We start from the raw sequence: 15,027 nt of genomic DNA on the forward strand, positions 1-15,027 counted from the left end.
CGGCTCCTCGCTAGCTCAACTAGCAGACATGATGGGGGCGCTTGCGTGAGTGTGCTCGACTCGATCATCGAAGGGGTCCGCGAGGACCTCGCCGAGCGGCAGGCCCGGGTCTCCCTGGACGAGCTCAAGGAGCTCGCCGCCAAGGCTCCGGACGCCAAGGACGGCGTCGCCGCCCTCAGGGGCGACGGCGTGCGGGTGATCTGCGAGGTCAAGCGCTCCAGCCCGTCCAAGGGCGCACTGGCCGCGATCGCCGATCCGGCCGCCCTGGCGTCCGACTACGCGGCCGGCGGCGCCGCCGCGATCAGCGTCCTGACCGAGCAGCGCCGCTTCGGTGGGTCGCTCGCCGACCTGGACGCCGTCCGCGCCGCGGTGGACACCCCGCTGCTGCGCAAGGACTTCATCGTCACCGCCTACCAGCTCTGGGAGGCCCGCGCCCACGGTGCCGACCTCGCGCTGCTGATCGTCGCCGCCCTCGACCAGCCGGCCCTGGTGTCGCTGATCGAGCGCGCCGAGTCGATCGGCCTCACCCCGCTGGTCGAGGTGCACGACGAGGAGGAGATCGCCCGCGCGGTGGACGCAGGCGCGAAGATCATCGGCGTCAACGCCCGCAACCTCAAGACCCTTGAGGTGGACCGCAACACCTTCGGCAACGTCGTCCACGCGATCCCGGACAGCATCGTCAAGGTCGCCGAGTCCGGGGTGCGCGGCCCGCTGGACGTGATCTCTTACGCCAACCTGGGCGCCGACGCGGTGCTGGTCGGCGAGTCCCTGGTGACCGGCAAGGACCCGCGCGCCGCCGTGGCCGACCTGGTCGCGGCCGGTGCCCACCCCGCCCTGCGGCACAAGGACTGACCCCGCCGCCATGAAACTCGCCTCCCGTCTCGCCCCCGGTTGCCGCCCGCGCGGCTGCCGCGCGCCCGCACGCCGGGTGCTGGGCAGGCGGGTGCGCTATGTGATCGGCTGCGAGCCCGGGCAGGTGCAGGGCCGGCGATGGCGCAGGACGCACGGCTGACCAGCCGTTCCGACGTCACTGTCGTCATCTTCCAGAAGGACTTCACCATGTCCGAGAAGGACTACCTGCCCGGCGCCGAGGTGCCGGACGCCCGCGGTTACTTCGGCGCTTACGGGGGCCGCTTCATCCCGGAGGCGCTGGTCGCCGCCGTGGAGCAGGTCGCCGAGGAGTACGAGAAGGCCAAGGCCGACCCGGCGTTCGTCGCCGAGCTGGACGGGCTGCTCAAGGACTACACCGGCCGCCCCAGCCCGCTCACCGATGTGCACCGCTTCTCCGCGGAGGCGGGCGGCGCGCGCATCCTGCTCAAGCGCGAGGACCTCAACCACACCGGCTCGCACAAGATCAACAATGTGCTGGGCCAGGCGCTGCTCACCCGCCGGATGGGTAAGACCCGGATCATCGCCGAGACCGGCGCCGGCCAGCACGGCGTGGCCACCGCCACCGCCTGCGCGCTGTTCGGCTTCGACTGCACCATCTACATGGGCGAGGTCGACACCCGGCGCCAGGCGCTGAACGTCGCCCGGATGCGGATGCTCGGCGCCGAGGTGGTGGCCGTCAAGTCCGGCAGCCGCACCCTCAAGGACGCCATCAACGAGGCGTTCCGCGACTGGGTCGCCAACGTGGACTCCACCCACTACCTGTTCGGCACGGTGGCCGGCCCGCACCCGTTCCCGATGATGGTCCGCGACTTCCACCGGGTCATCGGCATCGAGGCCCGTCAGCAGGTCCTGGACCGGACCGGCCGGCTGCCGGACGCCGTCGTCGCCTGCGTCGGCGGCGGCTCCAACGCGATGGGCATCTTCCACGAGTTCATCCCGGACGCGGGCGTGCGCCTGATCGGCTGCGAGGCGGCCGGCGAGGGCGCCGAGACCCCCAAGCACGCCGCCACCCTCACCAAGGGCGACCCCGGCGTGCTGCACGGCTCCCGCACCTACGTCCTGCAGGACGAGGACGGCCAGACCATCGAGTCGCACTCCATCTCGGCCGGACTGGACTACCCGGGCGTCGGCCCGGAGCACGCCTGGCTGAAGGACACCGGCCGGGCCGAGTACCGCCCGGTCACCGACGACGCCGCCATGCAGGCGCTGCGGCTGCTGTCCCGCACCGAGGGCATCATCCCGGCCATCGAGAGCGCCCACGCGCTGGCCGGCGCTCTGGAGCTGGGCCGCGAGCTCGGGCCCGAGGCCACCATCCTGGTCTCGCTCTCCGGGCGCGGCGACAAGGACATGCACACCGCGGCCGAGTACTTCGGCCTGTACGACGAGGCCGGCGGCAACGCGGCCGCCGACAACGAGGCCGCCGACAACGAGGCTGCCGGTAACGCGGCCGACGGCGCCGGCAACGGGGGTAAGTGACCATGGCTTCGAAGCTCAGCGGCATCCTGGCCGCCGCCAAGGCGGAGAACCGCGCCGCGCTGATCGGTTACCTGCCGGCCGGCTTCCCGAGCGTGGACGGCGGCGTGCGCGCCGTCAACGCGCTGGTCGAGGGCGGCTGCGACATCGTCGAGGTCGGCCTGCCGCACTCCGACCCGGTGCTGGACGGCCCGACCATCCAGACCGCGGACGACATCGCGCTGCGGGCCGGCGTGCGGATCAAGGACGTGCTGCGCACCGTGCAGGAGGTGGCCGGCGCCCACCCCGGGGCGGCGGTGCTGGTGATGACCTACTGGAACCCGGTCGAGCGCTACGGCACCGCGCGGTTCGCCGCCGACCTGGCCGCCGCCGGCGGCGCCGGCTGCATCCTGCCGGACCTGCCGGTGGAGGAGTCCGAGGAGTGGCGCAAGGCGGCGGACGAGCACGGGCTCGACACCGTCTTCGTGGTCGCCCCGAGCAGCAAGGACAAGCGCCTCGCCGAGGTCACCGCGGCGGGCTCCGGCTTCGTCTACGCGGCCGCGGTGATGGGCGTGACCGGCTCCCGCGCCCAGGTCGGCGACCTCGCCGAGGACCTGGTCGCCCGTACCCGGGCCACCACCGCGCTGCCGGTCTGCGTCGGCCTCGGCGTCTCGACCGCCGACCAGGCCGCCCAGGTGGCCGGCTTCGCCGACGGCGTGATCGTCGGCTCGGCCTTCGTCCAGCGGATCCTGGACGCCGACGGTGACGAGCAGGCCGCGCTGGCGGCCGTCCGCACCCTGGCCGGCGAGCTGGCGGAGGGCGTCCGCCGCCGGTAGGCGCACCCGCTCCTGACGGCCCGCCGCCCCCTTCACCGGGGGCGGCGGGCCGTCGGCGTTCCCCGGTGGAACCCGAACGGGTGAACAGTGGCGCTCTGACGCATCAGCGGGGGTTGACCGGCGTTGAGTGGAGGGACGAGTGCACGAACGACGTGCGCGGGGGCGTGAAACGAACGGAAGGGGTCCACCGGTGCCGGGTCTCCAGCGAGCGGTCCTGCTGCGGGCGGCCGCGGCCGTGCTGGCGCTGGGTGCCGCGGTCGGGGCGGACCACACCGTGGTGGGGGAGGCGCTGGCCAAGCGGGGTGCGGAGCGGGCCGAGCGGGAGGCGTACGTGTGCGCGCAGGCGGCCCGGGCGGACGCGGTGGCCAGGGCCGCGCGGTCGCGTCTGCAGGGGCGACCGGCGCTGGGCGACCCGGGTCGCCCGCCCGGCTGCGGCACCGGCAACCGCTAGTGCGGATTCGGACAGAACCTTATAAGCCGTCACTCTTTCGGCTTAATTCCTGAATATGGAGGAACCGCCCTTCATCCCTTACGGTTCATCAGGAAGTGAAGGTGTTTCCCGAGGGGGTTACCTCTATGGCGGCCGGCCCGGCGGTGCGGCGCAGCAGCGTGGAGTGGACGGAGTGGGTCGGCACGGCGGTGCGACTGGGCCTCGCCTTGGTCTGGGGCTGGGCCGGTCTGGCCAAGATCTCCGACCCGGCAGCGGCCGCCCAGGCCGTGCGCGCGTACGAGATCCTGCCCGAGTCGCTGGTCAAACCGGTGGGGTACGCGTTGCCGTTCCTGGAGCTGGCGCTCGCGGCGCTGCTGGTGATCGGGCTGGGGGTGCGGCTGGTGGCCGCGGTCTCCGCGCTGTTGCTGCTCGCCTTCATCGGCGGGATCGCCTCCGCCTGGGCCCGCGGCATCTCGATCGACTGCGGCTGTTTCGGCGGCGGCGGGGCGGTGGACGCCTCGCAGACGGAGTACCTCCAGGAGATCCTGCGCGACACCGGCTTCCTGCTGCTGGCCGGCTGGCTGCTCTGGCGGCCCCGCACCAAGTTCTCCGTGGACGGCTGGCTGGCGACCTGACCGGCAGGCACCCCGCACCCACCCCCGACCCTGGCCCTCCCCCCGATTGTGGATGTCAAGGCAGATGAGCGAGAAGAACCGAGAAGGCAAGCGCACCGCCCGCGAGCGGATGCAGGCGGCGCGGGCGGCCGACGAGGCCCGCGCCCGGCGGAAGAAGAAGCTGCTGGTGGGCGGGGCGGTGCTGGCGGTGATCGCCGCCGCCGTGATCACCGGCGTCGTGGTGCAGAACGAGCGCTCCAAGCCGGAGACCCCGACCGCCGCCCCGGCCGGCACGATCGGGGACAAGAACCTGGTCGTCCCGGTCGGCGCGGCCGACGCCCCGTCCGTCCTCACCGTCTACGAGGACCCGCGCTGCCCCGCCTGCGGCATCTTCGAGCGTGAGTTCTCGCCGACCATCGACCAGCTGGAGGACGCCGGCAAGATCTACACCAACTACCACGTCGTGTCGTTCATCGACCGGGCCGTGCCGGGCAAGGGCTCCAAGTACGGGGCCAACGCGCTGGCCTGCGCCCAGGACGCCGGACACTTCCGCGACTACCACGACGTGCTCTACCGCAACCAGCCGGACGAGACCAACGACGCCTTCGGCGACAAGGCCGTCCTGATCAGCCTGGCCAAGCAGGTCGACGGCCTGGACACGCCCGCCTTCGAGGCCTGCGTCAACGACAACAAGTACGGCGGCTGGGTCTCCGCCGTCCAGCAGGACTTCGACAAGTCCAGCTACAAGTCGACGCCGACGGTGCTGCTCAACGGCCAGCCGATCTACCCGAAGAACGGTACCGAGGAGATCACCCCGCAGAACCTGGTGAAGTGGGTGGACGCCGCCAACCAGGGCAAGCCGCTGGGCACGACCGGCTCGCACGGCCAGTCCCCGGCGCCGACCAGCACCGCCTCGGAGAGCAACAACCCTTCGCCGAAGGCCGGCTGAGAACCGGCCCGGCCGGGCCGCCCGCCGCCGCCCCCTCCCCGTCCGGAGGGGGCGGCGCGCCGCCGCGCACCCTGTTGTTCGGGATCTGTGACCCCTGGGGTGCCCGGGGCGGGCCGCCGACCCTGTAGCGTCGGAGCTGCCATGGATATCGCCTACATTCCCAGCCCGTCGCGGGGTGTCCTCTATCTCGGACCGATCCCGCTGCGCGCCTACGCCTTCTGCATCATCCTCGGTGTCGTCGTGGCCGTCTGGCTCGGCAGCAAGCGCTGGGTCGCCCGGGGCGGTGGCAAGCACACGGTCGGCGACATCGCCGTCTGGGCTGTGCCCTTCGGCCTGGTCGGCGGCCGGCTCTACCACGTGATCACCGACCACCAGCTGTATTTCGGCGAGGGCAAGAACCCCTGGAACGCCTTCAAGATCTGGGAGGGCGGCCTCGGGATCTGGGGCGCGATCGCGCTGGGCGCGGTCGGCGCCTGGATCGGCGCCCGCCGCCGGGGCGTGCCGCTGCCCGCCTACGCCGACGCCATCGCGCCGGGCATCGCGCTCGCGCAGGCGATGGGCCGCTGGGGCAACTGGTTCAACCAGGAGCTGTACGGCCGGGAGACCACGCTGCCGTGGGGCCTGGAGATCGACAAGACGCTGCCCAACGGTGAGGTGGTCACGGGGATCTACCACCCGACCTTCCTCTACGAGTCGCTCTGGTGCGTCGGTGTCGCGCTGCTGGTGATCTGGGCGGACCGCCGGTTCACCCTCGGCCACGGGCGGGCCTTCGCGCTGTACGTGGCCGCGTACACGGTCGGCCGGTTCTGGACCGAGTGGCTGCGCATCGACGAGGCGCACGTGATCCTGGGCCTGCGGCTCAACGACTGGGTGGCGATCGCGGTGTTCCTGTCCGCCGTCGCCTACTTCGTGATCGTCGGGAAGAAGCGGCCCGGCCGGGAGGACCCGGCGAGCATCGACCCGACGGCGACCGACTCGGCGACCGTCCCGGCGACCGACCCGTCCGGTGCCTCCGAGGCGGCGGATGCCTCGGACGGGAGCCCCGCGCCGTCTCGCCCCTCGGACAAAAAGGTGGACGCCGCCCCGGCCGGCGCCGTCCCCGACAGTGCCGACAAGGACGCCAAGAACCTCACCTGACCAGCGATTTCCGTCGCCACCGGCCGCTCTCCCGCGCTTCGCGGAGGGCGGCCGGAGCGCTGTTCGGACAGCCTTACTTTGCTGGAAATGCCCAGCTCCGGCGGACTACGTTCGATTCATCAGACGATCGGACGGAGGCCCGAGAACCGTGAGCGCGACCACCCTTGACCCCGAGGCCGGGCACCACCCCCGCATACCCGCCGCCGGGCACCACCGCGATGTGAACGGCGGCTGGCTGCGGCCGGCCGTGTTCGGTGCGATGGACGGGCTGGTCTCCAACTTCGCGCTGATGACCGGCGTGGTGGGCGGCGCGGTCTCCAGCGGCACGGTGGTGCTGACCGGCCTGGCCGGGCTGGCGGCGGGTGCCTGCTCGATGGCGGCGGGGGAGTACACCTCGGTGGCCTCCCAGCGTGAGCTGGTGCAGGCCGAGATCGAGGCCGAGCGGCTGGAGCTGAGCCGCAACCCGCACGGCGAGCTGGCCGAGCTGGCCGAGCTGTACGTGGCGCGCGGGGTGGAGCCGGCGCTGGCCCACGAGGTGGCCCGCCAGCTCTCGGCCGACCCGCACCGGACGCTGGAGGTGCACGTCCGGGAGGAGCTGGGCGTCGACCCCAACGACCTGCCCTCGCCGTGGGTCGCGGCCGGCTCCTCGTTCGTCTGCTTCGCGGTCGGCGCGCTGCTGCCGCTGCTGCCGTACCTGCTGGGCGCGACCTCGCTGGTGCCGGCGCTGCTGCTCTCCGTGGCCGGTCTCTTCGCGTGCGGTGCGGTGGTGGCCCGGGTGACGGCGCGCACCTGGTGGTTCAGCGGGCTGCGGCAGCTGCTGCTGGGCGGGGCGGCGGCCGGGGTGACGTACCTGCTGGGCTGGCTGATCGGCGGCCACGTCGGGTGAGCGGCCCGGCGCCGGGGTGGTGGGATGCGGGTCGTGGGATGGTACAGCGACCTGCATGATTATGCGACGGATCGCGTGACGTTCCGCACATGGAGGGCGGATGCCGCCTGGCCTAGTCTCATCATTCGGGCCCAGGAGCCGCGGATTCGCATCCTCGGGCCGACTCCGGGAATGGATTCGCAGGCGACCTTGATCGGCTTCTGTAGCCGGGGGATTTCGCCCCTGTTTCGACCGGCCTACCGCCGGGCACAATCGTCGGGACGTGCGCTGTGGCACGTCCCCCCATTGCGCCCTTGACCTGCGCATCCGTCCGCGATGTGGACGCGATATTCCGCTTCCCGGGATCTTGGGCATCATGTAACTTGCACGAAATCGCATCAGGGCCAACGTCGTCCCTACTGCACCAGCTCCCCCGGCCATCGGCCGGGAGGTGCCCCCAACGAATGACGACGACGGGAGAGCCGATGCTGTCTGCATCCATGCACTCCGCCAACGAGCCCCAGGCCGGCGCAGCGCGCCCGCCGTACGCGCTCGTTCCGGATGCGCGACCTGCTGCCCAGGGCCTGTACGACCCGCGAAACGAGCACGACGCCTGTGGCGTCGGCTTCGTCGCCACGCTGACCGGCATCGCCGACCACAAGATCGTCGAGCAGGCGCTGACCGTCCTGCGCAACCTGGAGCACCGCGGCGCCACCGGTGCCGAGCCGGACTCCGGTGACGGCGCGGGCATCCTGACGCAGGTCCCGGACGCATTCCTGCGCTCCAAGGTCTCCTTCGAGCTGCCCGCCGCCGGCGCGTACGCGGTCGGCATCGCCTTCCTGCCGGACGACGACGAGGCCGCAGCGGCCGCCGGCAGCAGGATCGAGGCCATCGCCGCCGAGGAGGGCCTGACCGTCCTCGGCTGGCGCGACGTCCCGGTCACCCCGGACCTGCTGGGCGCCACCGCCCGCAGCGTGATGCCGCGCTTCCGCCAGGTCTTCCTGTCGCAGGGTGAGACGAGCGGCATCGCGCTGGACCGGATCGCCTTCGTCGTCCGCAAGCGCTCCGAGCGCGAGGTCGGTGTCTACTTCCCGTCGCTCTCCGCACGCACCATCGTCTACAAGGGCATGCTGACCACCGGCCAGCTGGAGCCGTTCTTCCCCGACCTGTCGGACCGGCTCTACGCCTCCGCGCTCGGCCTGGTGCACTCGCGGTTCTCCACCAACACCTTCCCGAGCTGGCCGCTCGCCCACCCGTACCGTTTCGTCGCGCACAACGGCGAGATCAACACGGTCAAGGGCAACCGGAACTGGATGACCGCCCGCGAGTCCCAGCTCGCCACCGACCTCATCCCCGGTGACCTGAGCCGGATCTTCCCCGTCTGCACCCCGGACCACTCCGACTCGGCCTCCTTCGACGAGGTCCTGGAGCTGCTCCACCTCGGCGGCCGCTCGCTGCCGCACTCGGTGCTGATGATGATCCCGGAGGCGTGGGAGAACCACGCCACCATGGACCCGGCCCGCCGCGCGTTCTACCAGTACCACTCCAACCTGATGGAGCCCTGGGACGGCCCGGCCTGCGTCACCTTCACCGACGGCACCCAGATCGGCGCCGTGCTGGACCGCAACGGCCTGCGCCCGGCCCGCTACTGGATCACCGAGGACGGCCTGGTCGTCCTCTCCTCCGAGGTCGGCGTGCTCGACATCGAGCAGGAGAAGGTCGCCAGGAAGGGCCGCCTGCAGCCCGGCAAGATGTTCCTCATCGACACCGCGGAGCACCGCATCGTCGAGGACGAGGAGATCAAGTCGGCGCTGGCCTCCGAGCACCCCTACGAGGAGTGGGTCGCGGGCGGCCAGATCCAGCTCGCCAAGCTGCCCGAGCGCGAGCACATCGCGCACACCCACGCGTCGGTCACCCGCCGCCAGCAGACCTTCGGCTACACCGAGGAGGAGCTGCGGGTCATCCTGGCGCCGATGGCGAAGACCGGCGGCGAGGCGCTCGGCTCGATGGGCACCGACAGCCCGATCGCCGCGCTCTCCGAGAAGCCGCGTCTGCTGTTCGACTACTTCGTGCAGCTCTTCGCGCAGGTCACCAACCCGCCGCTGGACGCCATCCGCGAGGAGCTCGTCACCTCGCTGCTGTCCAACCTCGGCCCCGAGGGCAACCTGCTGGCCGCCGAGGCCGCCGCCTGCCGTTCCGTCGGCATCACCTTCCCGGTGATCGACAACGACGAGCTGGCCAAGCTGGTCCACATCAACGCCGACGGCGACCAGCCCGGGCTCAAGGCCGTCACCCTGTCCGGCCTCTACAAGGTCGCCACCGGTGGCGAGGGCCTGGCCGCCCGCCTGGCCGAGATCGCCGCCGAGGCCGACGCCGCGATCGCCGACGGCGCCCGCATCGTCGTGCTCTCCGACCGGCACTCCGACGCCGAGCACGCCCCGATCCCCTCGCTGCTGCTCACCTCCGCGATCCACCACCACCTCATCCGCACCAAGCAGCGCACCCAGGTGTCGCTGCTGGTCGAGGCCGGTGACGTCCGCGAGGTGCACCACGTCGCGCTGCTGATCGGCTACGGCGCCGGCGCGGTCAACCCGTACCTGGCCATGGAGTCCGTCGAGGACCTCGTCGCCCAGGGCACGTTCTTGAATCGTGGGGGCATCGACGGCGTCGAGCCCGAGAAGGCCATCAAGAACCTGATCAAGGCGCTCGGCAAGGGCGTACTCAAGGTCATGTCCAAGATGGGCATCTCCACCGTCGCCTCCTACCGCGGCGCGCAGGTCTTCGAGGCGATCGGCCTCTCCCGGGAGCTGGTCGGCGCCTACTTCGCCGGCACCACCACCAAGCTCGGCGGCATCGGCCTGGACGAGATCGCCAAGGAGGTGGCCGCCCGCCACGCCAAGGCGTACCCGGCCTCCGGCATCCCCGCCGCGCACCGCGCGCTGGACATCGGCGGCGAGTACCAGTGGCGCCGCGAGGGCGAGCCGCACCTGTTCGACCCGGACACCGTCTTCCGCCTCCAGCACTCCACCCGCAACCGCCGGTACGACATCTTCAAGCAGTACACGGACCGGGTGAACGAGCAGTCCGAGCGGCTGATGACGCTGCGCGGCCTGTTCCAGCTGGACGGGCTCGGCCGCGCCCCGATCTCCGTCGACGAGGTCGAGCCGGTCTCCGAGATCGTCAAGCGCTTCTCCACTGGCGCCATGTCGTACGGCTCGATCTCCCGCGAGGCGCACGAGACCCTGGCCATCGCGATGAACCGCCTCGGCGGCAAGTCCAACACCGGTGAGGGCGGCGAGGACCCGGACCGCCTGTACGACCCGGAGCGCCGCTCGGCGATCAAGCAGGTCGCCTCCGGCCGGTTCGGCGTCACCTCCGAGTACCTGGTCAACGCGGACGACATCCAGATCAAGATGGCCCAGGGCGCCAAGCCCGGCGAGGGCGGCCAGCTGCCCGGCCACAAGGTGTACCCGTGGGTCGCCAAGACCCGGCACTCCACCCCGGGTGTCGGCCTGATCTCCCCGCCGCCGCACCACGACATCTACTCCATCGAGGACCTCGCCCAGCTGATCCACGACCTGAAGAACGCCAACCCGGCGGCCCGCATCCACGTGAAGCTGGTCTCCGAGGTCGGTGTCGGCACGGTCGCCGCGGGTGTCTCCAAGGCGCACGCGGACGTGGTCCTGGTCTCCGGCCACGACGGCGGCACCGGCGCCTCGCCGCTGACCTCGCTCAAGCACGCGGGCGGCCCCTGGGAGCTCGGCCTCGCCGAGACCCAGCAGACCCTGCTGCTCAACGGCCTGCGCGACCGCATCGTCGTCCAGACCGACGGCCAGCTGAAGACCGGCCGCGACGTGGTCATCGCCGCGCTGCTGGGCGCCGAGGAGTTCGGCTTCGCGACCGCCCCGCTGGTCGTCTCCGGCTGCATCATGATGCGCGTCTGCCACCTGGACACCTGCCCGGTCGGCGTCGCCACCCAGAACCCGGTGCTGCGCGACCGCTTCTCCGGCAAGCCCGAGTTCGTGGTCAACTTCTTCGAGTTCATCGCCGAGGAGGTCCGGGAGATCCTGGCCGAGCTGGGCTTCCGCTCGATCGAGGAGGCCGTCGGCCACGCCGAGCACATCAACGCCCAGGCCGCGATCGACCACTGGAAGGCCGCCGGGCTCGACCTGACCCCGCTCTTCCACGTGCCCGAGCTGCCCGAGGGCGCGGCCCTGCACTGCACCACCACGCAGGACCACGCGCTCGACAAGGCCCTGGACAACCAGCTGATCGACCTGGCCCAGGACGCCCTGGAGCGCGGCGACGCCGTCCGCATCCAGCTGCCGATCCGCAACGTCAACCGCACGGTCGGCACCATGCTCGGCCACGAGGTGACCAAGCGGTACCGCGGCGAGGGCCTGCCCGAGGGCACCATCGACGTCACCTTCACCGGCTCGGCCGGCCAGTCGTTCGGCGCCTTCGTGCCGAAGGGCGTCACGCTGCGGCTGGAGGGCGACGCCAACGACTACGTCGGCAAGGGCCTCTCCGGCGGTGTGGTCATCGTCCGCCCGGCCCGCGACGCCGCCGCGATCGGCGCCGACGCGCAGAACCACGTCATCGCCGGCAACACCATCGGCTACGGCGCCACCGGCGGCCGCGTCCACCTGCGCGGCAAGGCCGGCGAGCGGTTCGCCGTCCGCAACTCCGGTGCGACCCTGGTCGTCGAGGGCGTGGGCGACCACGGCCTGGAGTACATGACCGGCGGCCGGGTCGTCATCCTCGGCGAGACCGGGCGCAACCTGGCGGCGGGCATGTCCGGCGGTGTCGCCTACGTGCTGGACCTGCGCCCCGCCAACGTGAACGACGGCATGGTGGGCATCGAGGCCCCGACCGCCGCCGACCGCGACTGGCTGCGCGAGACCGTGCAGCAGCACTACGAGGAGACCGGCTCCACCGTGGCCGCCGAGCTCCTGGCCGACTGGGGCGGCGGGGTCTCCCGCTTCTCCAAGATCATGCCGACCGACTACAAGGCTGTGCTCGCCGCCAAGGACGCCGCTGAGCGCGATGGACTCTCCGAGTCCGAGACCACTCGCAAGATGATGGAGGCGGCACGTGGCTGACCCCAAGGGCTTCCTGACCACCGGCAAGCAGCTGGCCGAGCGCCGGCCCGTGGACGTCCGTCTGCGGGACTGGAACGAGGTCTACGTCGAGCGCAGCCTCCTGCCGATCATCACCAAGCAGGCCGGCCGCTGCATGGACTGCGGCATCCCGTTCTGCCACAACGGCTGCCCGCTCGGGAACCTCATCCCCGAGTGGAACGACCTCGCCTACCGCGACGACTTCGTCGGCGCGATCGAGCGGCTCCACGCGACCAACAACTTCCCGGAGTTCACCGGGCGGCTCTGCCCGGCTCCCTGTGAGTCCGCGTGCGTGCTGGGCATCAACCAGGACGCGGTGACCATCAAGAACGTCGAGGTCACCATCATCGACAAGGCCTGGGACCGCGGCGGCGTCACCCCGCAGATCCCGGAGCGGCTGTCCGGCAAGACCGTCGCCGTCGTCGGCTCCGGCCCCGCCGGCCTGGCCGTCGCCCAGCAGCTCACCCGGGCCGGGCACACCGTGGTGGTGTACGAGCGCGCCGACCGCATCGGCGGCCTGCTGCGCTACGGCATCCCCGAGTTCAAGATGGAGAAGCGCCACATCAACCGCCGCATCGAGCAGATGCGCGCGGAGGGCACCCGGTTCCGCACCGGCGTCCACGTCGGCGAGGACATCACCGGGCAGCAGCTGCGCGAGCGCTTCGACGCGGTCGTCGTCGCCGCCGGCGCCACCACCGCCCGCGACCTGCCGGTGCCCGGGCGCGAGCTCAAGGGCATCCACCAGGCCATGGAGTACCTGCCGCTGGCCAACAAGGTGCAGGAGGGCGACTTCGTCGAGCCGCCGATCAGCGCCAAGGGCAAGCACGTCGTCGTCATCGGCGGCGGCGACACCGGCGCCGACTGCCTCGGCACCGCGCTGCGGCAGGGGGCGGCCTCGGTCACCCAGCTGGAGATCATGCCGCGGCCCGGCGACGAGCGCCCCGGCCACCAGCCCTGGCCGACCATGCCGATGACCTACAAGGTCACCTCGGCCCACGAGGAGGCCATCTACGTCCGAGAGACGAAGACGGTGGGCAACCAGGCAGAGGGACCCTCCTCGCCGGAGGCGGGCAAGGAGGGACGCGTCTACGCGGTCAACACCACCCACTTCACCGGCGACGAGGACGGCAACGTCCAGGAACTGCACCTCGTCGAGGTCGAGTTCAAGGACGGCCGGTTCGAGCCGGTGCCCGGCACCGAGCGCGCCATCCCGGCGCAGCTGGTCACCCTGGCCATGGGCTTCACCGGCACGGACGTCCGGAACGGCCTGGTCGAGCAGCTCGGCGTCGAGCTGGACGCCCGCGGCAACGTCGCGCGCGACGGCAGTTTCGCCACCAACGTGGACGGCGTGTACGTCTGCGGTGACGCCGGCCGCGGCCAGTCGCTGATCGTCTGGGCCATCGCGGAGGGCCGCTCGGCCGCCGCCGCTGTGGACAAGTACCTGGGCGGCAAGACCCCGCTGCCCGCCCCGATCCGGCCCACGGACCGCCCGCTGGTGGTCTGACGCCCCGCCCGACCCGCCGGCGGCCCCACCGCCGGCGGGACCGGGCCACCCCCGAACGCCCGGCGCCGCATCGCCGGGAGTACGAGCCGCTGCCCCCGCCAGCGTCGCCGGGCCTACGCGGTGCCCAGGCGCCTGCCCTCTCCCCGACCAGTGGAGGGCGGGCGCCTCTTCGCGTTCCGGACCACCTGCGCGGGATCAACCGCGCAGCAGGAGTTCGGCCGCCTCGGTGCGGGCGTACAGCACCGTACGGCCGGTGCGGTGGCGGGCGGTCAGGCCCGCCCCGCGCAGCGCGGTCAGGTGGTGCGAGACGTTGGCGGCGGACAGGCCGGTGCGGGCGGCGAGTTCGGTGGTCGAGGCGGGCGCGTCGAGCTCGGCGAGCAGCCGGGCGCGGGTACGGCCGATCACGTTGGCCAGGCCCTCCGGCACCGCGGCACCGGACGTCTCCCAGAGCGTGGCCACCCCGCGCGGCGGGTACACCAGGCCGGGCTGCCACGGCGGGTTCTGCTGGGAGTAGACGCCCGGCCAGGCGAAGACGGTGGGGGCGAGGACCAGACCGCGCTCGCCGTCCAGCCGCCGCTGCACGTCCACCAGGCGGTGGGCGATCCGCAGGGTGTCACGCTCCCAGCTCACCTGGGGGTGCAGGTCGGCGAAGAGCGCGGCAGGTCCGCCCACCGACATCTGTCGGGCCCGCCGCAGGATCTCGCCCTCGGTGAGCCGCTGGATGCGCGGCCAGTGCGGGGCGATCGCGGCCGTCCAGTACGCCTGGATCTCGGCCGCCAGCCGGGCCAGCCCCGATTCGGGGTCGGCCCACAACTCGGCGACCAGTGGCGGGAGTTCTCCGTCGATCCGATCGAGGTCGCGGCGGATCACCGTCGGGTCGGTGGTGGCCAGCTCGGCCACCGCCTGCTCGATGGTGAGCGTGGAGTGCACCGGCAACGGGGTCAGGAAGTCGGGCACGTACACCGTGGGCAGCGGGATCAGCTGGGAGAGCAGCTCCCAGCGGACGCCGGCCAGCTGCCGCCGGGCCTGCCGCACCCAGGGCAGGTGGACGCCGTGCCGGCCCGGCTCCTTCAGTACCTCGACGCTGGTGACGACCTCGGACAGCGGTGAGGCCGCGAAGCGCGTCCGGGCGAGGTCCTGGGCCGAGAACTCCCAGACGAGCATGGCGGCCTCCGTCGAGGATTCGATCAGGATGGAATCTCTGTGCAGGGATGATCATGCCCGGGAAG

General features: G+C 72.0%; 12 protein-coding genes. 11 read left to right on the plus strand and 1 reads right to left on the minus strand.

Features of this window, described 5'->3' with window-relative positions; genetic code table 11:
• The first annotated feature begins 45 nt into the window (after positions 1-45).
• The 11 genes from trpC (at position 46) to ACZ6NC_RS04160 (ending at position 13,798) form a co-directional block, all read left to right on the plus strand.
• Positions 46-852, plus strand: coding sequence for an indole-3-glycerol phosphate synthase TrpC (trpC, locus tag ACZ6NC_RS04110; RefSeq protein ID WP_465728743.1), 807 nt, complete (start codon positions 46-48; stop codon positions 850-852).
• Positions 853-862: 10 nt separating this feature from the next.
• Positions 863-1,012, plus strand: a complete 150-nt coding sequence (gene trpM / locus ACZ6NC_RS04115) for a tryptophan biosynthesis modulator TrpM (protein WP_387880437.1) — start codon at positions 863-865, stop codon at positions 1,010-1,012.
• A gap of 47 nt (positions 1,013-1,059) precedes the next feature.
• Positions 1,060-2,367 carry a tryptophan synthase subunit beta gene (gene trpB, locus ACZ6NC_RS04120; RefSeq protein WP_465728953.1) on the plus strand — a complete coding sequence of 436 codons (1,308 nt, stop codon included), beginning with the start codon at positions 1,060-1,062 and terminating at the stop codon, positions 2,365-2,367.
• 2 nt (positions 2,368-2,369) lie between these two features.
• A complete protein-coding gene (gene trpA / locus ACZ6NC_RS04125) occupies positions 2,370-3,179 on the plus strand; it encodes a tryptophan synthase subunit alpha (RefSeq protein WP_465728745.1) in 810 nt (269 codons plus the stop codon).
• A 190-nt stretch (positions 3,180-3,369) separates the two neighbouring features.
• Complete coding sequence (locus ACZ6NC_RS04130) at positions 3,370-3,630, plus strand: hypothetical protein (protein ID WP_465728747.1); 261 nt, start codon at positions 3,370-3,372, stop codon at positions 3,628-3,630.
• A gap of 125 nt (positions 3,631-3,755) precedes the next feature.
• Positions 3,756-4,244 carry a MauE/DoxX family redox-associated membrane protein gene (locus tag ACZ6NC_RS04135; RefSeq protein WP_465728749.1) on the plus strand — a complete coding sequence of 163 codons (489 nt, stop codon included), beginning with the start codon at positions 3,756-3,758 and terminating at the stop codon, positions 4,242-4,244.
• Positions 4,245-4,308: 64 nt separating this feature from the next.
• Positions 4,309-5,172, plus strand: coding sequence for a DsbA family protein (locus tag ACZ6NC_RS04140; RefSeq protein WP_465728751.1), 864 nt, complete (start codon positions 4,309-4,311; stop codon positions 5,170-5,172).
• A gap of 141 nt (positions 5,173-5,313) precedes the next feature.
• Positions 5,314-6,309 carry a prolipoprotein diacylglyceryl transferase gene (gene lgt, locus ACZ6NC_RS04145; RefSeq protein WP_465728753.1) on the plus strand — a complete coding sequence of 332 codons (996 nt, stop codon included), beginning with the start codon at positions 5,314-5,316 and terminating at the stop codon, positions 6,307-6,309.
• A 148-nt stretch (positions 6,310-6,457) separates the two neighbouring features.
• The gene (locus tag ACZ6NC_RS04150) at positions 6,458-7,195 is read left to right on the plus strand and encodes a VIT1/CCC1 transporter family protein (protein WP_465728755.1); all 738 of its coding nucleotides are present in this window, start codon (positions 6,458-6,460) and stop codon (positions 7,193-7,195) included.
• Between the two features lie 479 nt (positions 7,196-7,674).
• Positions 7,675-12,276, plus strand: a complete 4,602-nt coding sequence (gltB, locus tag ACZ6NC_RS04155) for a glutamate synthase large subunit (protein WP_465728955.1) — start codon at positions 7,675-7,677, stop codon at positions 12,274-12,276.
• Positions 12,269-13,798 (plus strand): glutamate synthase subunit beta, encoded by a 1,530-nt coding sequence (locus ACZ6NC_RS04160; protein WP_465728757.1) that lies wholly within the window; start codon positions 12,269-12,271, stop codon positions 13,796-13,798. The genes gltB and ACZ6NC_RS04160 overlap by 8 nt, the downstream gene beginning before the upstream one ends.
• Positions 13,799-13,993: 195 nt before the next feature.
• On the opposite strand, the gene ACZ6NC_RS04165 is transcribed toward ACZ6NC_RS04160, so the two are convergent.
• On the minus strand, positions 13,994-14,962 hold the full coding sequence (locus tag ACZ6NC_RS04165; RefSeq protein ID WP_465728759.1) for a DUF5937 family protein: 969 nt from the start codon (positions 14,960-14,962) through the stop codon (positions 13,994-13,996).
• Positions 14,963-15,027: the final 65 nt, after the last annotated feature.

The organism is Kitasatospora sp. NPDC041988 (assembly GCF_055588525.1).